The sequence below is a fragment of the Pseudomonas sp. UW4 genome, from assembly GCF_000316175.1.
Taxonomy (GTDB): Bacteria; Pseudomonadota; Gammaproteobacteria; order Pseudomonadales; family Pseudomonadaceae; genus Aquipseudomonas; species Aquipseudomonas laurylsulfatiphila.
On the sequence record NC_019670.1, the window covers coordinates 2,281,042 to 2,306,615 of the forward strand.

The following is a 25,574-nucleotide window of genomic DNA, read 5'->3' on the forward strand; positions in this document are numbered from 1 at the left end:
TTCAGAGAGGGGGTGTCTGGACCGGCCCCTTCGCGGGCAAGCCCGCTCCCACAGTGTCCGCGTCGTACACAAGTTATGTGAACACCTCTGAACCTGTGGGAGCAGGCTTGCCCGCGAAGGCGATTTATCTGGCGCTGCGGAACCTGCGGTTTATCGCTGGGTTTCCTGCTCCAGTTCCCGCTCAGACGCCGCCTTACCCTTGGTCTTCAACTCGCTGACAATCACCGCCGCCACAATCAACCCGGCCCCGACCAGGGCAATCGCCGGCAGGCGTTCCCCGGCGATGCGCCCGACAATCCCGGCCCATACCGGCTCGCCGGCATAGATCAGCGTGGCGCGGGTCGGTGACACGCTTTTCTGTGCCCAGTTCATCGCCACCTGAATCGCCGCACTCGCCGCCCCAAGGCCCAGTGCGCTGCACAGCAGCAGCCAGGAGAAGTCTGGAATCGCCTCGTTGGTCGGCACCACCATCAGGAACGACAACACCGAAGTGACCGCCAGTTGCACCACCGTCACCCGGCGCACATCGACCTGGCCGGCATAGGTGCTGATCAGGATGATCTCGGCCGCAATGGCCACGGCGCTGATCAAGGTGGCGATTTCACCGGGGCTGAAGTTGAACGACGCACCAGACGGCCCGGACAACAGCATCAGCCCGGTAAAGGCCAGCATGATGCCGATGCTCGGCATCAACCCCGGACGCCGCCCCAGCACCAGCCATTGCAGCAATGGCACGAACGGAACATACAGCGCGGTAATGAATGCCGACTGGCTGCTGGGAATGCTCTGCAGGCCGACCGTCTGCAAGCCGTAGCCGAGCATGATCGCCACGCCGATGAACGAGCCGGCCTTGAGTTCGAACAGGGTCAGGTCGCGCAGGTGACGCCAGGAGAACAGGGCGACGATACTCGCGGCGGCGGCAAAGCGCAGGCCGACGAAAAACATCGGGCCGCTGACGGTCATCGCATGCTGGACCAGCAGGAAGGTTCCGCCCCAGACCATCGTGATCAGCACCAGCACACATTCGGCCTTGCTGAACCTTGTGAAACGGGAGGAAGCCTTTGGGGAATTCACCGACGTCATGACCTTGCACGCTACTGGAGGGGGACGCACAATGCGCCGAATGTTGCGCAGTATACTGCCCAACCCCACTCAGTGAGCAATATAGTGCACAAAGATTCTACCCAACGGGCTTCGGTCCTCCAGCACGTCAGCCAAAATGTTCGTCGTTTGCGTCATGCCGCCGACCTGAGCCAGACCGCGCTGGCCGAAAAGTCCGGTGTCAGCCGCCGAATGCTGGTGGCGATCGAGGCGGGGGAAAAGAATGTCAGCCTGACCACCCTCGACCGCGTGGCCGAGGCCCTCGACGTTGCCTTCAGTGATTTGATCCAGGCTCCCGATGCCCGAGATCCCAGCCGTATCAATGAGCTGGCCTGGACCGGCACGATTCCCGGCAGTAAGGCGGTGTTGCTTTCCAAGGCCAGCGCCAGCCGCGAAGTCGAGCAGTGGGAGTGGTGCCTGCAACCGGGCGAGGTGTATCCCTCGGAGCCGGACGCCGATGGCTGGAGCGAGCAGATTTATGTCTTCGAAGGTTGCCTGACCGTTATGCTCGGCGACCGGCCGCAGAATATTGCGGCGGGTGAATTCTTCATGTTCGCCAGCAATCAGCCGCACTGTTATCGCAATGACGGGACGGTAGCGGCGCGGTTTGTGCGTAATGTGGTGATCTGAACAGGGAGAGCAGGATGGGCCAGACCTTGAACAATGACGCCGATGTCCTGATTGTCGGTGGCGGCCTCAGTGGCGCGATGCTGGCGGCGCAGTTGATGCGATTGCCGGGCCGGCGTCGGGTGCTGGTGATCGAACCCAGGGCCGAGTTGGGGCGGGGCGAAGCCTACAGCGCGGTGGAGTTGGGCCATACGCTCAACGGCAACGCGGCGCGGATGAGTGTCGACCCGGACAACCCCGACGACCTGACCCAATGGCTCACCGACTACATTGCCGGCGGCGGCTGGCCGGAATCGGATCAGCAGCACGTGCCAATCAGCGAGCTGTTTCCCCCTCGGGGAATTTTCGGCCTGTACGCTCGGCAGCGCCTCGCAGAAGCGCAGGCGGTGGGCGCCTTGGTCGGTTCGACGGTCGGGCATGTGCAGGCCGAGGCGGTCGATTTGCAAGCCGGTGCAGACGTCGTGCGATTGACCTTGAGCGACGGCCGATGCTTGCAGGGCGCTTTTGCGGTACTGGCGACCGGGATGTTTCCCGCTGCGCGCCACAAACCCAATCCAGCGGATTGAATGCGGCCGCCCTCGATCCGTGGGACGTGGCAGCCATGCAGCAGCTCGACCCGCAATCGACGGTCATGATCATCGGCTCGGGCCTGACCATGGTCGACGCCGTGGTGTCCCTCGAACAGGCTGGACATCGCGGGCCGATCGAAGTGTTTTCCCGCCATGGGCTGCTGCCCCATGTGCGGCGCCAGCCTCCGGCCTGGGTGGACTTTCTCGCCGAGGACCAGGACATCCGCACACCTCGGCAGTTGTTGCGCGAATTGCGTCGACACTGCCGGGACGCCATCGCCCAGGGCATCGACTGGCAGGCGCCACTGGACACGGTTCGGGCACACATTGGCCGCTTGTGGCATCAGGCAACGGATGTGCAGCGTCGGCAGTTCGTGCGGCATGTGCGGCCCTGGTGGGAAAGCCATCACCACCGCTCGCCACCCTTGAGTGCCGAACTGGTCGAGCGTTTGTATAAAGAAGGACGGCTGCGTATTCACGCAGCGTCATACCAGGGCCTTGAGCCTTCGATCAATGGCGGGGTGAGCATCCGCCTTCGACGACGCGGCGAGGCGCAGGCCTGTGTGGTCAGCGGTGCTGCCCTGATCAACTCCAGCGGTATCGAATACGACTGGCGCCGGGTCGCGCGACCGCTGCCCCGGCAACTGCTCGCCCGTGGTCTGGTGCGGCCGGGGGCCTTGGCCCTGGGCATCGCGGCAGAGGTCGATGGCGCGGTGCTGAACGCGCAGGGGCTGCCCGCCAGCCGTCTGTTTGCCATGGGCCCGCCGTTGCGCGGCATGTGGTGGGAAAGCACGGCCGTCACTGATGTGGCGAGCCAGGCCAAGGCGCTGGCCGAGCGACTGGTGCGCTAAGGCCGTCCATTTGCCGAGCTAACGCTCGGCCTGATACGAGTGGTGAAGCCGACCCACTGTAGGAGCGAGCTTGCTCGCGAAAAAACCGAGAGCACCGCGGGGTGTCAGGCTCCCCGCATCATCGTTGACCTCCATCGCGAGCAGGCTCGCTCCTACAGGCCGGGCGGCGTTCCGTTTTTCCAAAGTGAACCGCCGTACGGGCGGGACCAATAGTCGCCGTTACCTGTACACCTTCAAAAAATACCACCCGCACTGCAGATCCCCCCGATGAATATTTTTTGTCGGCCATCGCTTGCGTGTCGCGCTCGATAGTTGGGCAACGTGTCCGGGCTGAGCAAACCTGACCGGAGCCCAATAATGATAAAAAAAAGCTCGGCCACAGCCGGAGTCCGCCAACGACTTCACCGGCTTGGCCATTCCCGCCCGCAACCGCTTGCGTTGGCGATTGTTGCCATACTCACGGGGCCGGCCTGCGCCACCACCTTTGACCTCAACGAAGACTGGAGCCTGTCGACCAGGACCAGCCTGAGCCTGGGCAGCAGTTGGTCGACGCAAAATCCCGACAAAAGCCTGATGACCCGTGCCAATGCCTTGCAGGCCCAGGGCGTGAATGCCAATGGCAGCAGCGTCAGCGCCGATGACAACCGGCTGAACTTCGAGAAGGGTGACCCTATCTCGCAGCTTTTCAAGGGCCTCACCGATTTCAGTCTCGATGGCCAGGGCCAGGGCGCGTTCCTGCGCTTCAAATACTGGTACGACCACGCCTATGAAACCGGCAATGGCCGCTTCAAGGATTTCGACGATTCGGGCTGGGACGACTTGTCGAAATTCAAGGGTTTCCAGGTCCTCGACGCCTACGTCTGGAAAGACTTCCAGGTGGCCGACCATCCGCTGAACGTGAAGGTCGGTAACCAGGTGTTGTCCTGGGGCGAGGCGCTGTTGATCCAGAACGGCATCAACGTGATCAACCCGCTGGACATCTCGGCGTTCAACCGTCCCGGCGTGGAAATCAAGGAAGGCCAGTTGCCTGTGGAGATGGTGTCCTTCAGCTTCGGTCTGACCGACACCACCAATCTCGAAGGTTTCTACCAATACAACTGGCGACCCAGTGTCCTCGACGGTTGCGGCACGTTCTTCGCCAGCAGTGACGTGATTCAACCGGGGTGCGGGCCGTTGTACCTGAGCCAGGTGCAGACCGATGAACAGATGCAGGCCGCGGGGTTGTACGCCACCTCCCGGGGCAATGAGTCGCCGTCCGATTACGGCCAGTTCGGCTTCGCCCTGCGCCAGATGATCCCGGCGCTGAACGATGCTGAAGCGGCGATTTACTACATCAACTATCACTCGCGTTTGCCGTATTTCACCCTCGACGCCAGGAACACTTCCTTGCCCGGCACCTTCCCCGGTGGCACCCAGGCGCCGAGTTATGCGGCGGCCTTCCCGGAAAACATTCACCTGTACGGCATCAGCCTCAACGGCGTCGAACCGGTCACCGGGATTTCCCTGGCCGGTGAGCTGAGCTATCGGCCGAACATGCCACTGGCGATCAACGCACCCGACGTCAACGTCGCCGTGATTTCCGGGCCGGGGGGCAGCTCCTGGGTGCAATTGCCGCCAGGTTTCAGCACCACCAATGGCAGCCAGTTCGATGCCTGGGAACGCAAGGGTGTCTGGCAGATGACCGGTTCGGCCACCCAGGCCATCGACAACGTACTGGGCGCCACGCGCCTGAGCCTGTTCGGTGAAGTCGGTGTCGTACACATCGACGATCTAGGGGACGAGCGCCTTGGCCGTAGCGCCGCGTTCGGCCGCAGTGCGCCGCGCAACGGCACGCCGTGCAATACCGTCGCCTCCGGCGTCACCAATCAGTACTGCACCGACAAAGGCTTTGCCACCGAGTGGTCGTGGGGTTATCGCCTGCGCGCCAGCCTCGAGTACAGCGATGTGTTGCCGGGCATCAACCTGATTCCGGCCGTCAACTGGCGGCATGACGTCGAGGGTTATTCCTACGATCCGCAAGGGCCGTTCCAGGAAGGCCAGCAAGCGCTGGGCGTGAGCCTGACCGGCGTCTACATGAACGATTACAGCGTGGAACTGGCCTACAACGCCTTCTTCGGTTCCAACGACTACAGCACCCTCGACGACCGCGATTTCGCATCCGTCAGCTTCAAGGCAGACTTCTGAGGAGAACCGTTATGCGTATGCAATTGTGCGTGCTGGCCCTGGCCTGCACCGTCGGCCTGGCACAGGCCAAGGGCACCGATTCGGCAGCCCTGGGCAAGACCCTGACCCCCATGGGCTCGGAAATGGCAGCCAATGCCGACGGCAGCATTCCGGCCTGGACCGGTGGCCTGGCGAGCAACGCTGGCACCGTCGACAGCAAGGGCGGCTACAGCGACCCTTATGCGGCCGAGAAGCCCTTGTTCACTGTCACGGCGAAGAATGTGGCGCAGTACGAAAAGTTTCTCAGCCCCGGGCAAATCGCGTTGTTCAAGCGCTTTCCCGACACCTACAAGATGAACATTTACCCGACCCATCGCAGCGCCAACCTGCCCAGGGATGTGCTGGCGGCAAGCCGCGACAACGTGGCCAAGACCAGCATGGCCGATGGCGGCAACGGTCTGCATGACTACGCCAGGGGCATTCCGTTCCCGCTGCCCACCGAAGGCCTGGAGGTGATGTGGAACCACATGACCCGTTATCGCGGCGGCAGCTACGAGCGCATCAGCAGCGCCGCACTGGTGCGTGAAAACGGCGCCACCAGCTACGTGCGCAACCAGTCGCTGATCAACTTCGCCGACACCGTCAGTGGCCTGGAGGCGGGTTCCAACGTGCTGTTCATGTTCAAAAGCCGGGTTCTGGAGCCGGCGCGTCTGTCCGGCGAAGCGGTGCTGGTGCATGAGCCGATCGACCAGGTCGCCGAGCCGCGTTCGGCCTGGCAATACCTGCCGGGGCAACGTCGCGTGCGCCGTGCGCCGATGATCGCCTATGACAACAGCGCCCGTTACAGCAATGGCTTGATCACCGCCGACAACGTCGACGGCTACAACGGCGCGCCAGACCGTTTCGACTGGAAACTGGTAGGCAAGCAAGAGCTGTTCATTCCTTACAACAGCTACAGGATCGGCAGCCGCGACCTCAAGTACGACGCCGTGATCAAGCCCAACCACGTCAACCAGGACCTGGCCCGCTACGAGAAGCATCGGGTGTGGGTGGTGGAAGCGACCCTCAAGCCGGGTGCCCGGCACATCTACGCCAAGCGCCGCTTTTATGTGGACGAGGACAGTTGGCAGATCGCCCAGTCGGACCAGTACGACAGCCGCGGTGAACTGTGGCGCAGCGGTGAACTGCATGCGATTCAGCAGTACGACCACGGCTTCACCTACAACGTGCTGGAAACCTCGTACGACCTGATCTCCGGACGCTACTACGCCGGCGGCCTGGCCAACGAAGAGACCGAACCGATGCGCGTGGGCTTCGCCGCCAAGACCGACGACTACACCCCGTCGGACCTGCGGCGCTGGGCCAAGTAATTCGTATTGCAGCAACACTGCAAGTCCCTGTGGGAGCGGGCTTGCCCGCGAAGAGGGTGTGTCAGTCGACTGCATTGCTATCTGACCCACCGCCATCGCGGGCAAGCCCGCTCCCACAGGGACTTGCGGTGAATCGTTGATTCCACAAAGGAGATCTACCGTGCGCTACTGGATATCCGCTCTTGCCCTGGGCGCAAGCCTGGGTACCGTTCACGCTGCAACCCTCGATCAACCCCAGGCGAAGGCACTGGCCCAGGAGGCCTACGTGTTCGCCTACGCCACCGTCGAGCACGACAAAGTGCTCAGCGCCATCGCCGCGAAGCTGCCGTTCAACCGGCTCTACAGCGAACCGCGCTTGCTCGGCCCGCAGGACAACAAAGTGGTGTCGCCGAACAACGACACCTTCTATTCCCGGGCCCTGCTTGATTTGCGCAGCGAACCGATGGTGCTGGACGTGCCGGCCGTGCAGGGGCGCTACTACAGCTTTCAACTGGTCGACATGCGCACCGACAACCTCGACTACATCGGCACCCGCGCCACGGGTGATAAAGCGGGGCGCTACCTGATCGCCGGGCCGGACTGGAAGGGTGAAGCGCCATCGGGTTTCAGCGGCGTGATTCGCTCGCCGAGCCGCCTGGTGTTCCTGTTGGGGCGCACCGAGGTCAAGGGCGAAGCCGATCAGAAAGACGCCGCTCAAGTGCTCAAGGGCTACGCCTTGCAACCACTGTCCACCGTGAGCGGCGGCGCGGCGCCTGAGCCCTTGGCAGCGCTGCAGCTTCCAGCGTATACGGACACCAAACAGGGGCCGGCGCAGGCGCTGTTCAGCACCTTCAACGCCTTGGCGCCGCTGCACCAGTGGAGCGCCAGCGAGCAGGAAAAACTGGCCCGTTTCGCCGCCATCGGTGTGAACCCGGGCGCCACATTCCAGGCGCCGGCGGATTTGCACGAAGCCGTCGCCCAAGGCGCCGAAGCCGGTCGCGAGCAAGTGCGCGCCGCGTCCAGCCAGCTGTCGGTGGAACAGCAGGGCTGGTTGCCGTCGCCGTCCAACGTCGGCAAGTTCGGCGACGACGACCTGACCCGTGCCGCGGTTGCCTGGCGCTACATCTACGCCAACGATGCGGTGGAAGCGCTGTACCCGATGGCGCTGCACGATGCCCAGGGGCAGATGCTCAGCGGCCAGCACGCCTATCGCCTGCATTTCCCTGCAGGGCAATTGCCGCCGGTGAATGCGTTCTGGTCACTGACCTTGTACGACAGCAAGACCCAACTGCTCGCCGCCAACCCGATCCAGCGTTATGCCCTGGGCGACCGCAGCCCTGGTCTACAATACGATGCCGACGGCGGCTTGACCCTGACCCTGCAAGCCGATGCGCCCAAGGATGCGCCGCAGGGCAACTGGCTGCCGACGCCGCAAGGTCCGTTCAACCTGCTGTTGCGCCTGTACCTGCCCAAGGGCGGGGCATTGGACGGGAGTTATCGGTTGCCGACGATTGCGAGGATCGAACCGTGAACCTGATTTTCAGTCGCCGCCGGGTGTTGGGCAGTATGGGGGTATTGGGAGGCAGCCTGATGTTTCCACGCTGGTTGCTGGCCGCTGATTCCGATGACCTTCGCCAGATTGCCAAAGAGGCGTGGATTTACGCGTATCCCATGCTCATGCATTACCAGACCATGGAAAAACAGGCGCTCAACGCGTCTGCGCCGGAGTACGTCGGCGGCTTCAACCGCTGGCGTCACTACGGCGAGTTGTTCACCCCGAGCAATCGCGACATCGTCACGCCGAACAACGACACGCCGTATTCCTGGGCCTGGCTCGACCTGCGCAGCGAGCCGCAAGTGCTGAGTGTGCCGGCCGTGCCTGATGACCGCTACTACGTGCTGCAACTGGTCGACCAGTACACCCACAACTTTGCCTATGTCGGCGTGCTCAGCACCGGGCGCGATGCGGGAAATTACCTGATCGCCGGGCCCGACTGGCAAGGCCATACACCGGACGGCGTCACGGCCGTGCTGCGCAGCGAAACCGAAATCGTCATGGTGCTTGGCAGAACGGGCCTGAAAAACGCCGGGGACCTGCCGGCGGTGCGTGCCTTGCAGCAGCAATACGGTTTGCGTTCGTTGCATGAATACGTCGGCAGTGCAGCGCCCGTGGCCGCGCCAGTCATTGACTGGCAACCCTGGGACAGCAAGACCGGCTTGGGGCTTGAGTTTATCCCGGTGTTGAACCAGATCCTCAGCCTGTGTCCGACGCAACCGTCCGAGCAAGCCTTGCGCGCACGCTTTGCGCGGATCGGCATCGTGCCTGGCCAGGGCTTCGACCCGGCGACGTTGCCGCCAGCCACTCGCAAGGCACTGCTCGCCGGGATTCAGGACGCCCAGGCGCAACTGCAAACGGCGGTGAGCCAGGTCCGCACCACCCTCGGCCTGTTCGGCACTCGCGAAACACTGGATGGCAATTACCTCAACCGCGCTGTTGCGGCGAATGTCGGCATTTACGGCAACAGTGTGGAGGAGGCCTTCTACACCGGCACTCGCGTGGATAATCAGGGGCAACCCTTGCAGGGCGGGCGACGCTATCGCCTGCGTTTCGCACCGGGTCAATTGCCGCCCGCCAGCGAGTTCTGGTCGCTGACGTTGTATGACTTGCCGGACCGGCAACTGGTGGCCAACCCGATCAATCGTTACGGCCTGAGCAGTCGGGATCATATGCAGATGGACGCGGACGGCGGGTTGACGTTGATCTTGCAGAACACCACGCCGCCGGAGCAGAGCAACTGGTTGCCGACGCCGGCGAGCGGGGCGTTCACCCTGATCTTGCGCCTGTATGGGCCCGGGCAGCAGGTGGTCAATCAACGCTGGCAAATGCCGGTGGTTGAAGTGGTGTCTGTTTAAGCCGCACCGTCGCTCCTGCATGGGATCCCTGTGGGAGCAACTGTCTTCACCATGCCATTCGTCACCGCCATTCGGTGCCGTCCCGCAACATGGCCTTCAGCCTGATCAGCAGGATTCGCATGCAGGCAAGAGCGTTTGCGTACGCCAACCCAGGGATACCGGCCCCATCAACCAGCGTGGCTGATGGGGCGCGGGCTCAGTTGGCGATCACCGGTACCGTGCGCACGGAGCCTTGGGACGAGCTGATCGTGGCGGTCGGGCTGGCCGACGGAACCACCGTGGTGGTGTTGTTCACCGTCAACTTCCAGCGTCCATTCACCGGTACGGAGGTGGTGCCCAGGGTGACCAGCCCGGCAGGAGTAGTGACCTTGACGGTGATGGTGTTGCCGGTGGTCACCGATGAGGTGCCGGCAAAGTCCCAGGTGAAGCGGTTGTTGGAGCGGGCTCTGACCGTTGCGGTGGTCACTGCGAAGGTTTCCGCAACAGGCCGCGGCGAGACTTGCACCGTGACCGTGGCCGGCGTCGTCGACACGGCGCCGAAGCTGTCCCGGGCGAAGTAGGTGAAGGTCGTGGTGAAGGCCGTGGGGACGGAGGCCGGTGGGGTGTAGGTGAGCACCGTGCCGTTGCTGCTGACGGTGCCGCGACCTGTCGGTGGTGGAGTGAAGCTGGCGACGGCCAGCGGCAGGTTGCCTTCCGGATCGGTGTCGTTGGCCAGCACGCTGATCGGGATCGCCACACCCAGTGTCGTGACGGCATCGGCGACCGCCACCGGAGGTCGGTTAGGCGTGACGGTAATGGTCACGGTTGCCGCCGTCGTCGAGGCCAGGCCTTTGACGTCCTGGGCCTTGTAGGTGAAGGTCGCGGTCAGCGGCGCGTTGACCACGGCGGGAGGTGTGTAGACCACCGCCGTGGTGCCGCTCAATGCCACGGTACCCTGGCCGGCGGCCGGTGGGGTCAGCGCGGTAATGCTCAGCGGCGTGTTGCCATCAGGGTCCCTGTCGTTGGCCAGCAGGTTGAGGGTGATCGGCACGCCGAAGCTGGTACTGCCGGTATCGGCGACGGAGATCGGTGCCTGGTTCGCGCCGGTGTCCGGTGCAGTGCCAACGACTGCGACCGGCTCGGTGTCACTGCCGCCGGCGGCGGATTTCACCGTGACGGTTGCAGGTGGTTGGGACAGGTCGGCCACCGTCAGACGTTGCAGGGTGCCGGTTTTCGACAGCCGTCCGTAACCCTGGGCGACCATGTCCGGTACCACCACTTCGTCTGTGGAGGTGGCCTCGATCAGCAGGCTGTGATTGCTCCAGCTATAACTGGCGGTCTGGATTTTCACCAGGTCCGAGAGCTTGCTCGACACCGTGGTCGGGCGGGTGGTGCCGGCCGGGTTGGTGGCGGTGACCACCACGACCGGCGGCACGGTGCCGTTGGCCAGCAGATGCTGGGCGAAGAACGTGCCGTTGTCATCGCTCACCATGTTGGTCTGGCAAGGCGTCGGCGGCGGACCGGGCACCAGGGCGATGCTTTCGCGAAAGCACAGGGTCGAACCATTGTCGGCTCTGGCGAACACTTCGACCCGGGTGTTGTTGCCCCCCGTGCCGGCGGTGCGCCGGTAGGTGGCACGGCTCATATCCACCGCGGTTTGCGCGCGGCTGTCGAGCACCTTGCCGGCCACGGTGAAGAGGTTGGTCTGGATGGTCCCGGCCGGGCCCTGGATGCGTACGAAGTTGGTGTTGTTGGGGCTGCCGGTCACGGCCTCGGTGAGGTTCGGGTCGCCGATGAAGGTTTCGATGGCGCCGGTGTCCGGATTCACCGCTGTGTAGGGGCCGTTGACGCTGCGCAGGAACGGCCCGATCGCACCGTTGACTGCACCGGTGAAAACCCCCGGTGCACCGATGCCGACGTCCCTGGTGATGTTGATCGCACGACGTCCGGGAGTGGTGACGTTGACCGTTTCCACACCATAGGGGTGGGTAATGGTGTAGGTCCCGGCAGTGGGAACATTTATCCGCATGCGAATCCGCGCGAAGCTGATCTGGTCGCCGTCGACCGGGTTGCCGCCGGCAAATGCAGCCTCGATCCCGGCGACATAAGCGTCCATGCCATAGCCGGCGGCATTGTCGGGGATGCTGGTTTCGGCCAGGTACCAGAAGGCTTCGTCCGGCCAGTTATCCGGGAACACCATCGGCTGGGTGTCGTCGAAAATCCCGGGTGTCGGCAGCAGGGTGCACATGTACGCCGGTGGCACACTGGCAGCGACCCGTGTGCTGACGGCGCGGGACTGGCACAGCTCCATCGACAGCAGATTGTTGTCCTGATACCAGATGGGGAATTTCCCGGTGGCAAAGGTGTAGGGGCCGGGATCGACGGCGGCGAGTTGTGCGAAGGCACTGCCGGACAGCAATAGAGTCAGTCCCAGGGCGTTGACCGCCAGGCGTGGCCATTTGTTCATGATGCCTCCTGATGAGGATCCGGGCATGTGGGCGTTCATTGCACGATGACCACTTCTTCGGTATCGCTGCCGCCATTGGATGACGTCACGCGAACCTGGGCTGGCGGAATCGGCGTGATACCGGTGGCCAGGCTTTTCACGGCGCCGTCGCCACTCAGGGCGCCGATGGCAAGACCGGAGCCGGTGGTAGCGGTGAGCACCGGTGGTGAGGTTTCGTCGCTGGTCGAGGCGGTGATGCTGATTTGCCCGGTGCTCAGGCTGTACTCGGCACGTGAGATCGTCACCAGGTCGGTCAGCGGCATGGGCAAGACGGTCGGCGTGCTGCTGGTGATCGCCAGGTGGTTGTCGGCGGTCACCTGCAAGGTGCTCGGCAGGGTCGGATTGTTCGGCGACTGCGCATACCAGTGGCCGGTGGTGTCCGCTTCAGAGAAGTTCAGGATCGGATTGTTGCTGGTCAGGGTCACGCTGGCCGGTGGCGGTGGGGCCAGCACGAACACATCCTGCTGGGCCACCGGTGCGCTGGCGCCGGCATGTCGCGAGTAGGTGCTGCGTTCGGCGATCACCGGGGTCGGCCGGACCACCGACGACAACTTGCCGGAAACGGCGAAGAGGGTGGTGCGCAGGTCCAGGCCATTGGGGCCTTCGATACGCACGTAGTTGGTGTTGAACGGGCTGCCGGTCACGGCTTCGTTGAGGTTCGGATCGCCGACGAATATTTCCGCCTGGCCCGTGCTCGGGTTGGTCTCGGTGTAGGGGCCGTTGACGCTGCGCAGGAACGGCCCGACGTCACCCTTGAGCGCGCCGTCATAGGTTTTTGGCGCACCGATGCCGATGTCCCGGGTCATGTTGATCGCCCGCCGGCCGGGGGTGTCGATATTGAATACCTCGACGCCATAGGGGTGGGTGATGACATAGGTGCCGGCGACGGGCACGTCGACGCGAATACGGATACGGGCGAAGCTGATCTGCTCGCCCTCCAGCGGATCACCCCCGCTGAAGGCGGCTTCGAGCGCCGAGACATAGGTCAGGTCAATGCCTCGGGCGGCGTCGACGATGGTCGTTTCGCCTGTCGCCCAGAACGCTTCGTCGGGGAAATTGGTCGGGAAGACCAACGGTTGGGTGTCGTCGAAAATCCCGGGGTTAGGGATCAAAGAGCACATGTAAGTCGGGGCGCCAGGCGCGCTGGCAACCCTGGAACTGACAGCCTTTGACAGACACAGGTCAAGTGTTCGGCCGTGGGCATCTTGATACCAGGCGGCGAAATTGCCATTGGCTGGCAGGTAGGGTCCGGGGTCTACGGCAAACAGCGCTGCCTGGGCGATGCCTTGGGCTAGAGCGATCACGCCCAGCGCGGTCGCGGTTTTGCACAGAAAAGGGTGCATGGGTATTCCCTCTGTCGAAGTACCTGCCCTTTGGGGATGGGTCAGCTGACAGGGAGTGGCAACTTCCATACCAATCAGCGAAAACGCCCGGCAGAGGCCTGAACAAAGGCGCTGGCGCAGTCGCGGCCGATAGACCGGGAAGTGATCAAACGGGCGGTTGTCCCCAACATTGGGGCAAAGGGGGCGCAGGGACGCAGGGGAACCGCAGTCCCCAGGTTCGGGCAAACTGTCTTGGGTGGGCTATAAACCAATGGAGGGTTACCGGGAAGGTGTCCATGACCACAATCGCTAAAGTGCTTGCGAGCGAAAGCGAAGTCCGCTTGAGAACGCGCAAGCAGCCGTTCGATCTGCTGCGCTGGTTCTCGCTGATCAGCATGGCGGTGATCGGCACGGTGGTGGTGGCGCTGGGGGCGGTGTCCACGCGGTTCGTGATTACCGAAAGCGTGCAGCGCGATGCGCTGTTGACCTCGCAGTTCGTTCAGTCGATTGCCTTGGCCGAGGTACGTCATGTGTCGATTCCCAACGTGCGGACCATGGGCGAGTTGCTCGACCCACGAACAGACAAGGACTTTCCCGACGTCGACCCGCTGGCCCGGGCCAGTGCCCGTGGTGAATTCCTCGACCATATCGAAAAGCTGCCGGACGTGATCCTGGCCAATATCTATGCCCCCGACCGCATGGTGATCTGGTCCACCAATCCGTCCTTGATGGGCACCACGATTCATGACAATGAAGACCTCGAACGGGCATTCAACTCCAGGACTTCCGTGTCGGCCAGTTACCACGATGTGGACAAATCCCGCATGGAGCAGAAGTTCGTGGTGCCACCCAAATTCATCTTCCTCGAGAATTACATTCCCCTGTTCGACGCCGATGGCACCACCGTCACGGCGATGGTCGAGATCTACAAGGAACCGCAGGACCTGATCAACCGCATGGCGCGCGGACTGGTGCTGATCTGGCTGGCGACCGCCCTGGGCGGCGCTTTGATTTACCTGGGCCTGTTCTGGATCGTGCGGCGTGCGGCGATCCTGCTGGCGACGCAGCAGAAGCAATTGATCACCAACGAAACCTTCGTCGCGCTGGGGGAGATGTCCTCGGCGGTCGCCCACAGTCTGCGCAATCCGTTGGCGAACATCCGTTCAAGCGCCGAGCTGGCGATAGAGTTCGACGACGGTCCGGCACACGGCAACATCAACGACATCATTGGACAGGTCGATCGCATGTCGAATTGGGTACGGGAGTTGCTCCAGTCCCTGCGACCGCTCAATGACGAGGCTGAACCGGTGAACCTGGTGGCTGCACTGCACGACAGCCTGCTGGCTTACGAGCAGCAGATCCGCAAGGCCAGGGTCAACGTGGTGTTCGAGCCGGACCAGACGCCCATGGTCCTGAGCGAGCACGTGCAACTGACCCAGATCCTCAACAGCCTGCTGTCCAACGCGGTGGAAGCCATGGACAACGGCGGAACACTGACCATCCGGATCGAGCCGCGTGAAGCCCAGCGTGTCAGCGTGACGGTCAGCGATACCGGCAAAGGCATGAGCGAAGAACAGCGCACCATGGCCTTCCGGCCGTTCTTTACAACCAAGCAGGGCGGGCTGGGCGTCGGGTTGGTGCTGGTCAAGCGGATCATGGAGCGTTTTGGCGGGGCAGTGACCCTCGATAGCCGTGAAGGCGAGGGCACCACCGTCCGCCTTTCATTTAATCTCGTCCCCTGAAAATGGGGATGAACTATCCCCGTTATCGGGTCAAATCCCCAGTCATTTCCCCGGTCGTAGCGCATTGATGTTGATAAGCCATTGTTTATCAAATGTTAATGACTTTGCATAAAACAGTTACAGAACTGGCGAGATCCTTGCAAAACCATCATCACCCCCCTTCACGACATCAAGGCGGCTGGTGATGGAAAAAAAAGCGCAGTGCAGCGAAGAATTCTTCGATTTGCCTGACGGGGTCAAAGACTCACGCAACACCGCGCGGGTGCAGAACGCTCTGTTGCCTGCAGTGCAGGCCCGTTTTGATTCCCCCACCACGCCAGCGGCGCCCTTGCCGTTTCCACCGACGGCCATTGGCCCGTTGCGCCGCACTGCCAACCTTCCTCAATCGCAACGGCTTCAGTCCTGAACTTGAACAGGGAGGGTGTCGACATGAACATGAAGACGCATTCACCACGCTCACGAGCTTTGGGCATGCACCTGGTGCTGATGTTGGTGACCGGTTTGCTGGCCAGCCAGTTGCTGGTCGCCAGCCAGCCATTGTCGACGCCCGCACCGGCTCCGGCAGCCGCTGCCGAACCCGCTGTCGTTGAGGACGCCACCCCGTGGGGCGGCGACTATTTCCCCAACACCCTGCTGACCGACCAGAACGGTAAGCAACTGCGTTTTTTCGATGACATGATCAAAGGCAAGGTGGTGGTGATCAATTTCATCTTCACCACGTGCAGCGACTCCTGCCCCCTGGAAACCGCGCGTCTGCGTCAGGTGCAGAAACTGCTGGGAGACAGGGTCGGCAAGGACATTTTCTTCTACTCCATCAGCATCGACCCCTTGAGCGATACCCCCGAGGTACTCAAGGCTTATGCGCAACGCTTCCAGGTCGGGCCCGGGTGGAAATTCCTCACCGGGGAATTCGCCGACGTCACCGAACTGCGGCAGAAACTGGGCCTGTTCATCGACGGCGTCGATAACGGGCGCAACAAGGACCACAACCTGAGCCTGATTGTCGGCAACCAGGAAACGGGCCGCTGGATGAAAGCCTCGCCGTTCGAAAATCCGTGGATTCTGGCCGACCAACTGGCCAACACCCTGCAGAACTGGAAGCAGCCCAGCGTGGAAGAAAGCTACGTCGATGCACCGCAAATCCGTCCCCCAAGCAATGGCGAAGAGCTGTTCCGCACCCGCTGCGCGTCTTGCCACAGCCTCGGCCCAACGGACGGGCAGGGCATCGGTGTGCGCAGCATCGGCCCGGACCTGATCGGCGTGACCCGTCAGCGCGATCCGGCCTGGCTCAACCGCTGGATCCGCGAACCGGATCGCATGCTGGCGGAAAAGGACCCGATTGCGATGCAGCTGTTCGAAAGCTACAACAGGATCTCGATGCCCAACCTGCGGCTGGACAAGAAGTCCGCCCAGTCCATCATCGACTTCCTGCAAGAAGAAACCGACCGTCAGCATCCGCCAGTGGCGCCATTGGCAAGTGGTAGCGAAGAACCTGAACAGCATCACTCAGTCGCGCAACCGAACGAGCCCCAAATGCAATAGCGTCGAAATAGTTTCGTGGGCCGGTCAATTGCTATCAATGTTACCTACACTGACTGGATACATGGCTGCAAAGGCTGGTTTTCAAGAACTCAGGACAGACCCCATGCAGATACTAGAACAACAAAAAGTACCTGCGCCGCAGGCCCCGGCCGCTCCGCGCAAGGGGTGGCTGCCCCAGTTCAACTTGCTGCGCTGGTTCTCCCTGGCCAGTTTTTTCATCATTGGCGTGGTGGCGCTGGGGCTGGGTTACATCTCCACGCGCTTTGTGGTCGATGAAAGCATTGAGCGCGATTCGATGCTGACCGCGCAGTTCATCCACGCCATTGGCGAGGCCGAAGTCCGTCATGCCGGGATTTCGCCGGGCAGGACCATGGGCGAAATGCTCGACCCGCGACTGGACCATGCCTATGCCGACGTCCCTCCCGAATCCCGGGCCACCGTACGCTCCGAGTTTCTCGACCATGTGAAGCATCTGCCGGACATCCTGCTGGCGACGGTGTATGCCCAGGACCGCACCGTGGTCTGGTCGACCAACTCCGAGTTGATCGGCGTGCGCATCGAAGGCGACGATGAGCTGGATGAATCCTTCGAAATGAAATCGCCGGTGTCCACCAGCTACCACGAGATCGATGAAGAGCGTCCCGAGCAGCGCCTGTTGCGCGAACCGGAATACCTGTTCGTCGAGAACTACATCCCGATGTTCAACGCCGACAAAAGCAAAGTGATTGCCATGGTGGAGATCTACAAGGAACCGGTGGACCTGGTGGGTCGCATCCAGCGTGGCTTCAAGGCGATCTGGCTGGCGACCCTGATTGGCGGGGCGGCGATCTACCTGGGGTTATTCTGGATCGTGCGGCGTGCGGCGATGCTGTTGCAAAGCCAGCAAAAACAGCTGATCGCCAATGAAACCTTTGTCGCCCTGGGTGAGATGTCCTCGGCGGTCGCCCACAGCTTGCGCAATCCACTGGCCAATATCCGTTCCAGCGCCGAACTGGCCCAGGTCATCGCCAGCCAGCCGGCACAGAAAAACATTGGCGACATCATCAATCAGGTCGACCGCATGTCGCGTTGGGTGCGCGAGTTGCTGGTGTCGTTGCGGCCGATGAATGACGATTTTGAAACGGTCGACCTGGTGCTCGCCATCGAAGACACCCTGAGTGCCTTCGAGTCCCTGATCAAGCGTTCGAACGTCGAAGTGCGTTTCTCTCCCGCCAGCGTGCCACCGGTCGTCAGCCACCAGGTGCTGCTGACGCAAATACTCAATAGCCTGTTTGCTAACGCACTGGAAGCCATGCCCAAGGAGGGCATGCTGACGATCGAGATCGATTCCTCGGTGCCCGGCTACTTGAGCATGATCCTGACCGACACCGGCAAGGGGATGTCCAAACAACAACAACAAATGGTCTTCAAGCCGTTTTTCACCACCAAACAAGGTGGATTGGGTGTGGGCCTGGCCCTGGTCAAAAGAATAATGGAACGGTTTGACGGCTCGGTCGAACTGACCAGCCGGGAGCAGGAGGGAACCCGCGTTTGTCTCAATTTCAAAGTGGCAACGGGAGGGGTATATGGAGCACAGCATTCTGCTGGTCGAGGATGACGAGATCCTCGCCGAGAATATTCAGACTTACCTGGAGCGCAAGGACTTCGAGGTGACCGTCTGCCACTCGGCTGAAGATGCACTGGAGCAATTGGGTTCTTTCGCACCTGACGTGGTACTGACCGACAACTCGTTGCCGGGCATGAGTGGTCACGACCTGATCCAGAAGCTGCGCATCAGCGCGCCGGATCTGAAAGTGATCATGATGACCGGTTACGGCAACGTCGAAGACGCCGTGGTGGCAATGAAAGAGGGCGCCTTTCACTACGTCACCAAACCGGTAGCCCTGCCAGAGCTCAAGCTGCTGCTGGACAAGGCCCTGGCGACCGACCGCATGGAGCGCACGCTGTCCTTTTATCAGGAACGTGAGGCCCAGAAGTCGGGGGTGCAGGCACTGATTGGCGAGTCGGCGCCGATGGTGTATCTCAAGGGCACCATCAGCCAGTTGCTCGACGCCGAACGGCGCATGGCCAACAGCGATCTGCCGCCGGTCCTGGTGGAAGGCGAGACCGGTACCGGCAAGGAACTGGTGGCCCGGGCACTGCACTTCGACGGCCCGCGCAGCAAAGGCCCGTTCATTGAATTCAACTGTGCTTCGATCCCGTCCAACCTGGTGGAATCAGAGCTGTTCGGCCACGAGAAGGGCGCCTTCACCGACGCCAAGGACCGTCGCATGGGGCTGGTGGAAGCGGCCGATGGCGGCACGCTGTTCCTCGATGAAATCGGTGAAATGGACCTGCTGTTGCAAGCCAAGCTTCTCAAGCTGTTGGAGGACCGGACCGTTCGCCGGGTCGGTTCGGTGAAGGAGCGCAAGGTCGATCTGCGGGTGATCAGTGCCACCAACTGCAATCTCGAACAGATGGTCCAGCAAGGCAAATTCCGCCGCGACCTGTTTTTCCGCCTGCGCATCATTTCAATCAAGGTGCCGCGCCTGTACGCCCGTGGCGCCGATATCCTGCTGCTGGCCCGGCACTTCCTGGGGCTGCATGGCAAACGCTACGGCAAGCCGAACCTGTATTTCAGCAACCAGGCCGAAGAGTTGCTGCTCAGCTACAGCTGGCCAGGCAACGTACGCGAACTGCGCAACATGCTGGAGCAAACCGTGTTGCTGGCGCAAAGCGACAACATCGCTGCCCATCAATTGAACGTTTGCCTGAGCCTGGTGGATGAGCCACCGATGTTTCATCACGAGCCGCAACATTTCAGCGAACAGCGTCCGTCCTACAACGGCGGCGAATCCATGAACCTGCCGGAAGTGGAGCGCGACATGGTGCGCAAGATGCTCGACAAGACAGACTGGAACGTCACCAAATCGGCACGCCTGCTGGGTCTTAGCCGTGACATGTTGCGCTACCGGATCGAAAAGCTCGGTCTTGCCCGCCCGGACAAACGCCAGTGGTAGAGAACGCCCCTGGTGTTCACTGCAATACCGGGCCCTGTCTCAGGCAGGACATCATGCAAGCGGGATTCTCGACTTCCTGGTTCACGTACACGCCACGCTCCGGATCGTAGGAGCGGATAAACACCCGGACCGTGGCATCGGCCACGGTTGGCAGGCGCGAGTCGGAAAACACATGCTCGCTGGAAACCGGAATGAAATCCCCTGGCGCGGTCGGGATGTATGAGCCCGGCGGGATGAAGTTCATGGACGGCGGTGCGGGGTGGGCGAAGGGTTGGTCGGCGCCGTAATAGTTGAATTCACTGCTGTATTGAGTGGTGTTTGGAAAGTCGTCGGCGTGGGCAGCAGCGGACACGCTCAGGAAGAAGGGGAGCAAAAGCGTCAGGTCGGTCTTTTTCATGGCAACACCTGCTAAATCGGTTTAACCACATTTCCCCCATGGTCATTAACTATAGCTGGCGCCGTGAGCAGGCGTCGACGCTGCGCGAATTACAAGTTCGCAACAGCTGTCAGTATGGGCTTGATCTAGACTTCGGCCGGTCAATTCGACAACCCGAACCCTGGAGCGTGCAATGGAACTGCCGACAAAAGAACAAGCCATCGCCAGCAACCGCGAGGCCTGGAATGACTCCGCCCGTCACCACAAAGACTCCAGCGAATGGCACGCCTTGTTGAAGGGCGTGCAACAGGCGGATTTTTCCTGCCTGGACGACACCCTGACCGCGTTGCTGGCCCAGACCGGTGTCGACGGCAAGGAGGTGCTGCAACTGGGCTGCAACAACGGCCGCGAAAGCCTGTCGCTGTTTGCCCTGGGTGCGCGCAGCGTGGTGGGCGTCGACCAGTCCGGCGCATTTCTCGAGCAGGCACGGGAACTGGCTTGCCGCTCGCCCCATGCGCCGCAATTCATCGAAGCGGACATTCACCGCTTGCCTGCGCAACTGCAGGAGCGCTTCGACCTGGCGCTGATCACCATCGGGGTCCTGAACTGGATGCCGGACATCGGCGAATTCTTCCGTCATGTGGCGCGTACCCTGAAGCCGGGGGGCGCGCTGGTGGTGTACGAAACCCACCCATTCCTGGAAATGTTCGACCCCGAGGCAGCTGATCCTTTTCGTCCGGCCAGTTCATACTTCCGTCGCGAACCGTTCGTGCAGCACGAACCGATCGTCTACGAGGGCAAGATCGAACAGCCGGCCGCGCCGTCCTACTGGTTCGTCCACACCCTGGGCGACCTCTTCGGCGCCGCCATTGCCGCAGGCCTGCAGATCCGTCACTTCAAGGAATACCCGCACTCCAACCGCGAAGAACTCTATGACCGCTATCAGCAGCAGGTGGCGCAGTTGCCGTTGTGTTTTACCTGGGTGGTGGTGAAGCCAGTGACATAACGCGCGGAATCAAATCAGGGATTTGAGTGATTGACCGTGTGCCCTGGCTGCGCGCAGAGATCTATGCCCAAGGCATGAATGACCTTCAGGACCGTATCAAAACGTGGTTTTGCTCCGGGCGCGAAGGCTTTGTAGAGGCTTTCGCGACCCATTCCCGAGTCTTTGGCAATCTGTGTCATGCCACGGGCTTTCACCACATAGCCGATAGCGCGAAGAAACTCCTCGTTGTCACCGTCTGCCAGTACCTGAGACAGGTACTCGCTAATGGCTTCATCACTGTCGAGCAGTGCCGCCATGTCGAAATTCGTCAAAGTCTGGCTCATGGTCAAACCTCCTTTGCCATTTTTTTTGCGCGTTTGATATCGGCGGTTTGAGATGACTTGTCACCCCCGGCCAGCAAGACAATGACGACACCGCCTCGCATCGTGAAGTAAACCCGGTATCCGGCACCCACGTCCACGCGCATTTCAGAAACGCCATCACCGACCGGTTTGTTATCGCCGAGATTACCCGCAGATGCTCGGTCAATGCGACGAGCGATAGCTAGCTTGGCCCGCAAATCGCGAACTGAGGCGTGCCATGCTGCGAAAGTAGTGGTTTGCTGGACAAGATAATTCATTACTCGAATGTATCCAAATGGATACAGATGAGCAGTCAGACATTTCCGCGATCAGGTGGTTTTTTTCTGAGGAAGTTGTAGGCGACTCCTTCGCGAGCAAGCCCGCCCCCACACTGGATTTGTGAACGACACAGATCAAATGTGGGAGCGAGCCTGCTCGCGAAGAGGGCGACGCACTAAAGCGGATAACCCCGGAATCAAGCCTCGGCCTGCGCCTGCGTCACCACCGGCCGCCCCGGTTTGCGCAGCGGATCCAGGCGTGAGCCGCTGTAGCGGGTTTCGCGGAAGAAGCGCCAGCGGCCGAACAGGCCGTAGACGTGGGTGACGCGGCCCTGCTCCTGGTAGCCCATGCGGATGTGCAGTTTCAGCGCCGGGATGTTGTGGGTCTCGCAGACGTCCACCACCTTGTTGCAGCCTTGCAGCGCCATGGTTTCCCAGAGAGCCACCTGGACATCCACGGACAGGCGGGTGCCGAAGTAGGCGCGGGTCATTTCGCCGCCGAATTCGAAGAACTCGCCTTCCTTGACCGGGAACAAGCAGCCGTAATAGTGACGGTCGAAATAATCCCGGGTGCTGGCCCAGATGAAGCCGATCGCATGGCCTTCGTCATCCAGGTACATAAGTCCGGTATGACCTTCGGCGGCGAGCTCGGCCATGGTCCCGACGCGGTCGCCGAAGTGCTTGGCAAACGCCGTGGCGTTTTCCGGGGTGATGGTCACCTGGCGGACGGGAGGATAGGGCCGCAGCTTGTGCGGCGGTACCGGGCTGACCAGGTCGCGCTCCATCCACAGCAACTCCCAATGGAAGAACACATAGCGCTTCCACAGCGTACTGAACGTGCGACCCAGACCCTTGCGCTTGATGTGTTCGTGAAGCTTGTCGAGTACGCTCATGAAGCCCTCCTTTAACCGAGGATTGGTGGTGTGTGGTGAAGGTATTGATGGGTATAGATCACCAGTGGCAATTGCATGGCCGTGTCCTTGTCATCAATGTATTTCAAGTTGTGTATCAGTCTTGACACAGTTTTCAGGCGTCAAAATGCTGCTGATCCTGAAGGCTTTCGGAGCTTTCAAGGGGCAAGGAAAAACACCAAACCTGTGGGAGCGGGCTTGCTCGCGAAGGCGTCAGTTCAGGCATCCATGATGTCGCCTGACACGGCCCCTTCGCGAGCAAGCCCGCTCCCACAGGGGAGATTGCGGTTCATTCGAGAACAGCCTCGCCAGCGGCGGTATAGGCCACCCGCGGCACACCCGGCAAACGCTGTTGCAGCAATGCACTCAACGACTCTCCCGGTTCCAGATAGGCATCGCCGAAGTCGACGCCGAGCCGGTTCGGGTGGGCGACGATTTCCAGCAGTCCGTCGGGCGGCGGCGCGGCGTTGCGCAGATCCACAGGGGTGCACACGTAGTCGGCAGTGGTGCCGGCCAGGTGGCTCAGGCGACGGTTGAGCAGGTCCTTGAACACGCGCTTGGGCAGGCTGAGGTTTTGCCCCAGGTTGCGCGCCAGACGCACAGGCACCCCTTGGCGGGCGGCGAAGCGCGCGACGATCTCGCCGATCGGCCAGATGTTGTGCACGTGTTGATGGGAGTCCAGGTGACTGGGGCGCAAGCCGTTGTCCAGGCAGCGTTGCCACTGGGCTTCGAGTTCTTCGAGCACGGCGTGGCGATCCCGGCGCCCGAGCCAGAGGCGGGTGCGGCGCAGGTTGAGGTCGAACACGCCGGCGTCGTCGCAAAAGGTCGGGCGCTGCACAATGCTCTGGCTCAACGGACGGCCGTAGGTCAGGTTGAAGTGCAGGCCGATGCGGCCTTCGAGCAACGGGTGCCGGGCCAGGACACAGGCCGCTTCGAACGCCGGCATATTGGCCATGGCGGTGGCGGAGCTGATGAGCCCGGCCTGGAACGCGCCGAGGATCACCGCGTTTTCGCAGGCACTGAGGCCGAAGTCGTCAGCGTTGACTATCACTTGCCGGGGCATGTTCACCCTCCTTGAGTTTTTCCGTAGGCGCAGGCGTTTTGACAGCCGGTGTCGCGACGGGCGCCGGGGTTGCGACTGCAGCCGCCGCGCGCCGGGCGCGCCATTGCTGCATTCGGGGTTTGAAGCGTTGCCAGACCCGCAAGGCCAGCCCCAACACCAGTCCACCCGGGCGCCAGGAGTAAAAACTCCAGCGCCAGTGTTCCAGTTGTCCGGTCATGCGTTCGTGCAGTTGATGGCTGGAGTTTTCCAGGCTGACCCGCGACGCATCGATCCACTGCCAGTGGTCTTCGAGGCCCCAGCGAATCCACTCTTCGAGCAGCACCCGGCCGCTGCCCAGGTCGGCATATTGCGGCAGGAACGCCAGGTTGTAGTCGTACAGCCGACCCTGTTCCAGCAAGCCGAGGCGATAGCTGATGCAGCGCCCCTCCAGCTCCAGCACCACCACGCGCACCAGGCCGCGGGCGGCCAGTGCGGTGAAGGCGCGGTCCATCCACTGGCGATGGCGTGCATCGGAAAAGATTCCGACCCCTTCATCGCCTTTCCAGCTTACGGCTTCGACTTCACTGATTTCCTGCAACAGCGGCCCCATGGTCAACGCGTCGGGGGTAATCCGCCGCACCCGGGCGCCACAGGCGGCGATGCGTTTGCGTGCGCGGCGCAGTTTGTAGCGCGGATCGCCGGAGACTTCCTGATGGTCGGCCTCGCTGATCAGGTGCACCGGCACTCGACAGCTGAGGCGTTGTTCGGCGGTCGAGCTCAGCGCCTGCCAGGGTGCCAGGGCCTGGGCCGTGGCGCCGGCCAGTTCGTTCAATTGCAGCAAGGCATGGGGCAGGCGCTGGCGGATTTGCCTCAGCGCCTTGCCTGAAGCGTCGCCGTCCAGCCTGGTCAGCAGCGCGAGGCGGTCGGCGAGGGGATAGCCCAAATGATGCAGGACCCGAAATGGCACGCGCGCAAAGCGCTCCACGGACGCCACCAGCGGCAGGCACAGCGCCAGTTCGTCACCCTGCCAGCCGAGCAGCACGTGCAACTGCTCGCCGGGTTTGAGTGCCTGTTCCGATGCGCATAGCCAGGCCAGGGTGTTGAACGGCGTGTGGTCCGTCACGCACTGGCGCAACGCTTCGTAAGCCGCAGCGGGAAAGTCGTGGGTGCACAGCGAAGTGTGCCATTCGAATCGTAGCGTCATGGGATCACGTCGCCTCGGCAGTGGCAGGTTCACGCGCCGGTTTGCGCAAGGATTCCAGGCGCGAACCGGTGTAGCGTGTTTCGCGGAACAAGCGCCAACGGCCAAACAGTTTGTAGATGTTCATGATCCGTCCCTGTTCGCTGTAGCCGGTGCGTATATGCAGCTTGAGTGCCGGGGTGTTGTGCCACTCGCACACGTCCACCACCTTGTTGCAGCCTTGGACGTGCATGGCTTTCCACAGCTCGGTCTGCAGGTCCATCGACAGCCGGGTACCCCAGTAAGGCCTGGCCAGTTCGCCACCGAACTCGAAGAATTCCCCTGGCTTCACCGGGAACCGGCAACCGTAGTAGTGCTTGTCGTGATAGTCGCGGGCGGCGCCCCAGATGAACGCCACCGCGTCACCCTTGTCATCCAGGTGCATTTGCCCGGTGTAACCCTCGCGGGCCAGTTCGGCCATGGTCTCTACCCGGTCGCCAAAGTGACGGGTGAAGGCCACGGCGTTCTGCGGGGTGATGTTGACGACCCGCAGTGGCGGGTAGGCCTTGAGTTTGTGCGGTGGCACGGGGCTCACCAGGTCACGTTCCATCCACAGCAGTTCCTGATGAGAAAACACGTAGTGCTTCCAGACTTTTTTCAGGGTGGCGCTCAGGCCTCTTTGCTTTATGTGTTCGCTGAGTTTGTGTATTGCACTCATGTTGTTGGCTCCTGACGGGATTACCCGTGAGTGGAGTGATTCCTGCGCGCGACGAAATG

At 61.9% G+C, this 25,574-nt stretch carries 21 protein-coding genes and 2 pseudogenes; 12 read left to right on the forward strand and 11 right to left on the reverse strand.

What is annotated here, in order from left to right:
• Positions 1–150: 150 nt before the first annotated feature.
• The gene (locus PPUTUW4_RS09960) at positions 151–1,152 is read right to left on the reverse strand and encodes a DMT family transporter (protein ID WP_083884545.1); all 1,002 of its coding nucleotides are present in this window, start codon (positions 1,150–1,152) and stop codon (positions 151–153) included.
• Positions 1,153–1,167: 15 nt separating this feature from the next.
• On the opposite strand from PPUTUW4_RS09960, the gene PPUTUW4_RS09965 reads away from it, so the two are divergent.
• Positions 1,168–1,731, forward strand: a complete 564-nt coding sequence (locus PPUTUW4_RS09965) for an XRE family transcriptional regulator (protein ID WP_015094515.1) — start codon at positions 1,168–1,170, stop codon at positions 1,729–1,731.
• A gap of 14 nt (positions 1,732–1,745) precedes the next feature.
• Positions 1,746–3,148, forward strand: a pseudogene (locus tag PPUTUW4_RS09970) (FAD/NAD(P)-binding protein).
• 54 nt (positions 3,149–3,202) lie between these two features.
• Here the strand turns inward: PPUTUW4_RS09970 and PPUTUW4_RS30175 are convergent.
• Positions 3,203–3,283 (reverse strand): annotated as a pseudogene (locus PPUTUW4_RS30175) (outer membrane lipoprotein carrier protein LolA); the annotation flags it as partial.
• Between the two features lie 222 nt (positions 3,284–3,505).
• On the opposite strand from PPUTUW4_RS30175, the gene PPUTUW4_RS09975 reads away from it, so the two are divergent.
• From PPUTUW4_RS09975 to PPUTUW4_RS09990, 4 genes are all read left to right on the forward strand, one after another.
• Positions 3,506–5,332 carry a DUF1302 domain-containing protein gene (locus PPUTUW4_RS09975; protein ID WP_015094516.1) on the forward strand — a complete coding sequence of 609 codons (1,827 nt, stop codon included), beginning with the start codon at positions 3,506–3,508 and terminating at the stop codon, positions 5,330–5,332.
• Between the two features lie 11 nt (positions 5,333–5,343).
• Entirely contained in the window at positions 5,344–6,681 is a 1,338-nt protein-coding gene (locus tag PPUTUW4_RS09980; RefSeq protein WP_015094517.1) for a DUF1329 domain-containing protein, read from the forward strand.
• Between the two features lie 160 nt (positions 6,682–6,841).
• Positions 6,842–8,191 carry a DUF1254 domain-containing protein gene (locus PPUTUW4_RS09985; RefSeq protein ID WP_015094518.1) on the forward strand — a complete coding sequence of 450 codons (1,350 nt, stop codon included), beginning with the start codon at positions 6,842–6,844 and terminating at the stop codon, positions 8,189–8,191.
• Positions 8,188–9,573 (forward strand): DUF1254 domain-containing protein, encoded by a 1,386-nt coding sequence (locus PPUTUW4_RS09990; protein WP_015094519.1) that lies wholly within the window; start codon positions 8,188–8,190, stop codon positions 9,571–9,573. The genes PPUTUW4_RS09985 and PPUTUW4_RS09990 overlap by 4 nt, the downstream gene beginning before the upstream one ends.
• Before the next feature lie 196 nt (positions 9,574–9,769).
• On the opposite strand, the gene PPUTUW4_RS09995 is transcribed toward PPUTUW4_RS09990, so the two are convergent.
• Positions 9,770–12,019, reverse strand: a complete 2,250-nt coding sequence (locus PPUTUW4_RS09995) for an Ig-like domain-containing protein (RefSeq protein ID WP_015094520.1) — start codon at positions 12,017–12,019, stop codon at positions 9,770–9,772.
• A gap of 35 nt (positions 12,020–12,054) precedes the next feature.
• A complete protein-coding gene (locus tag PPUTUW4_RS10000) occupies positions 12,055–13,401 on the reverse strand; it encodes a hypothetical protein (RefSeq protein WP_015094521.1) in 1,347 nt (448 codons plus the stop codon).
• Positions 13,402–13,676: 275 nt separating this feature from the next.
• On the opposite strand from PPUTUW4_RS10000, the gene PPUTUW4_RS10005 reads away from it, so the two are divergent.
• The 5 genes from PPUTUW4_RS10005 (at position 13,677) to PPUTUW4_RS10025 (ending at position 19,663) form a co-directional block, all read left to right on the forward strand.
• Entirely contained in the window at positions 13,677–15,122 is a 1,446-nt protein-coding gene (locus tag PPUTUW4_RS10005) for a HAMP domain-containing sensor histidine kinase (protein WP_015094522.1), read from the forward strand.
• A gap of 184 nt (positions 15,123–15,306) precedes the next feature.
• Entirely contained in the window at positions 15,307–15,528 is a 222-nt protein-coding gene (locus PPUTUW4_RS10010; RefSeq protein ID WP_041474823.1) for a hypothetical protein, read from the forward strand.
• 23 nt (positions 15,529–15,551) lie between these two features.
• Positions 15,552–16,664 carry an SCO family protein gene (locus PPUTUW4_RS10015; RefSeq protein WP_015094523.1) on the forward strand — a complete coding sequence of 371 codons (1,113 nt, stop codon included), beginning with the start codon at positions 15,552–15,554 and terminating at the stop codon, positions 16,662–16,664.
• 103 nt (positions 16,665–16,767) lie between these two features.
• Entirely contained in the window at positions 16,768–18,261 is a 1,494-nt protein-coding gene (locus PPUTUW4_RS10020; protein ID WP_015094524.1) for an ATP-binding protein, read from the forward strand.
• On the forward strand, positions 18,230–19,663 hold the full coding sequence (locus tag PPUTUW4_RS10025) for a sigma-54 dependent transcriptional regulator (RefSeq protein WP_015094525.1): 1,434 nt from the start codon (positions 18,230–18,232) through the stop codon (positions 19,661–19,663). The genes PPUTUW4_RS10020 and PPUTUW4_RS10025 overlap by 32 nt, the downstream gene beginning before the upstream one ends.
• Before the next feature lie 16 nt (positions 19,664–19,679).
• Here the strand turns inward: PPUTUW4_RS10025 and PPUTUW4_RS10030 are convergent, their stop codons facing one another.
• Positions 19,680–20,060 carry a hypothetical protein gene (locus PPUTUW4_RS10030; RefSeq protein ID WP_015094526.1) on the reverse strand — a complete coding sequence of 127 codons (381 nt, stop codon included), beginning with the start codon at positions 20,058–20,060 and terminating at the stop codon, positions 19,680–19,682.
• Positions 20,061–20,232: 172 nt separating this feature from the next.
• On the opposite strand from PPUTUW4_RS10030, the gene PPUTUW4_RS10035 reads away from it, so the two are divergent.
• Positions 20,233–21,045, forward strand: coding sequence for a class I SAM-dependent methyltransferase (locus tag PPUTUW4_RS10035; RefSeq protein WP_015094527.1), 813 nt, complete (start codon positions 20,233–20,235; stop codon positions 21,043–21,045).
• A gap of 14 nt (positions 21,046–21,059) precedes the next feature.
• Here the strand turns inward: PPUTUW4_RS10035 and PPUTUW4_RS10040 are convergent, their stop codons facing one another.
• The 6 genes from PPUTUW4_RS10040 to PPUTUW4_RS10065 form a co-directional block, all read right to left on the reverse strand.
• Positions 21,060–21,368 (reverse strand): addiction module antidote protein, encoded by a 309-nt coding sequence (locus PPUTUW4_RS10040; protein ID WP_015094528.1) that lies wholly within the window; start codon positions 21,366–21,368, stop codon positions 21,060–21,062.
• A 2-nt stretch (positions 21,369–21,370) separates the two neighbouring features.
• Entirely contained in the window at positions 21,371–21,664 is a 294-nt protein-coding gene (locus PPUTUW4_RS10045) for a type II toxin-antitoxin system RelE/ParE family toxin (protein WP_015094529.1), read from the reverse strand.
• Between the two features lie 197 nt (positions 21,665–21,861).
• Positions 21,862–22,557: a hypothetical protein gene (locus tag PPUTUW4_RS10050; protein ID WP_015094530.1), complete on the reverse strand. Its 696-nt coding sequence runs from the start codon at positions 22,555–22,557 to the stop codon at positions 21,862–21,864.
• Positions 22,558–22,864: 307 nt separating this feature from the next.
• A complete protein-coding gene (locus tag PPUTUW4_RS10055; protein ID WP_015094531.1) occupies positions 22,865–23,638 on the reverse strand; it encodes a ChbG/HpnK family deacetylase in 774 nt (257 codons plus the stop codon).
• Positions 23,610–24,821: a GNAT family N-acetyltransferase gene (locus PPUTUW4_RS10060; RefSeq protein WP_015094532.1), complete on the reverse strand. Its 1,212-nt coding sequence runs from the start codon at positions 24,819–24,821 to the stop codon at positions 23,610–23,612. The genes PPUTUW4_RS10055 and PPUTUW4_RS10060 overlap by 29 nt, the downstream gene beginning before the upstream one ends.
• Positions 24,822–24,825: 4 nt before the next feature.
• Complete coding sequence (locus PPUTUW4_RS10065) at positions 24,826–25,515, reverse strand: hypothetical protein (protein WP_015094533.1); 690 nt, start codon at positions 25,513–25,515, stop codon at positions 24,826–24,828.
• Positions 25,516–25,574 lie beyond the last annotated feature (59 nt).

Excerpts from the sequence above, each read along its gene's own strand:
- PPUTUW4_RS09975 (WP_015094516.1), top strand. The coding sequence starts at position 3,506 with ATGATAAAAAAAAGCTCGGCCACAGCCGGAGTCCGCCAACGACTTCAC.
- PPUTUW4_RS09980 (WP_015094517.1), top strand. The coding sequence starts at position 5,344 with ATGCGTATGCAATTGTGCGTGCTGGCCCTGGCCTGCACCGTCGGCCTG.
- PPUTUW4_RS09995 (WP_015094520.1), bottom strand. The coding sequence starts at position 12,019 with ATGAACAAATGGCCACGCCTGGCGGTCAACGCCCTGGGACTGACTCTA.
- PPUTUW4_RS10000 (WP_015094521.1), bottom strand. The coding sequence starts at position 13,401 with ATGCACCCTTTTCTGTGCAAAACCGCGACCGCGCTGGGCGTGATCGCT.
- PPUTUW4_RS10005 (WP_015094522.1), top strand. The coding sequence starts at position 13,677 with ATGACCACAATCGCTAAAGTGCTTGCGAGCGAAAGCGAAGTCCGCTTG.
- PPUTUW4_RS10010 (WP_041474823.1), top strand. The coding sequence starts at position 15,307 with ATGGAAAAAAAAGCGCAGTGCAGCGAAGAATTCTTCGATTTGCCTGAC.
- PPUTUW4_RS10015 (WP_015094523.1), top strand. The coding sequence starts at position 15,552 with ATGAACATGAAGACGCATTCACCACGCTCACGAGCTTTGGGCATGCAC.
- PPUTUW4_RS10020 (WP_015094524.1), top strand. The coding sequence starts at position 16,768 with ATGCAGATACTAGAACAACAAAAAGTACCTGCGCCGCAGGCCCCGGCC.
- PPUTUW4_RS10025 (WP_015094525.1), top strand. The coding sequence starts at position 18,230 with ATGGAGCACAGCATTCTGCTGGTCGAGGATGACGAGATCCTCGCCGAG.
- PPUTUW4_RS10030 (WP_015094526.1), bottom strand. The coding sequence starts at position 20,060 with ATGAAAAAGACCGACCTGACGCTTTTGCTCCCCTTCTTCCTGAGCGTG.
- PPUTUW4_RS10035 (WP_015094527.1), top strand. The coding sequence starts at position 20,233 with ATGGAACTGCCGACAAAAGAACAAGCCATCGCCAGCAACCGCGAGGCC.
- PPUTUW4_RS10040 (WP_015094528.1), bottom strand. The coding sequence starts at position 21,368 with ATGAGCCAGACTTTGACGAATTTCGACATGGCGGCACTGCTCGACAGT.
- PPUTUW4_RS10045 (WP_015094529.1), bottom strand. The coding sequence starts at position 21,664 with ATGAATTATCTTGTCCAGCAAACCACTACTTTCGCAGCATGGCACGCC.
- PPUTUW4_RS10050 (WP_015094530.1), bottom strand. The coding sequence starts at position 22,557 with ATGAGCGTACTCGACAAGCTTCACGAACACATCAAGCGCAAGGGTCTG.
- PPUTUW4_RS10055 (WP_015094531.1), bottom strand. The coding sequence starts at position 23,638 with ATGCCCCGGCAAGTGATAGTCAACGCTGACGACTTCGGCCTCAGTGCC.
- PPUTUW4_RS10060 (WP_015094532.1), bottom strand. The coding sequence starts at position 24,821 with ATGACGCTACGATTCGAATGGCACACTTCGCTGTGCACCCACGACTTT.
- PPUTUW4_RS10065 (WP_015094533.1), bottom strand. The coding sequence starts at position 25,515 with ATGAGTGCAATACACAAACTCAGCGAACACATAAAGCAAAGAGGCCTG.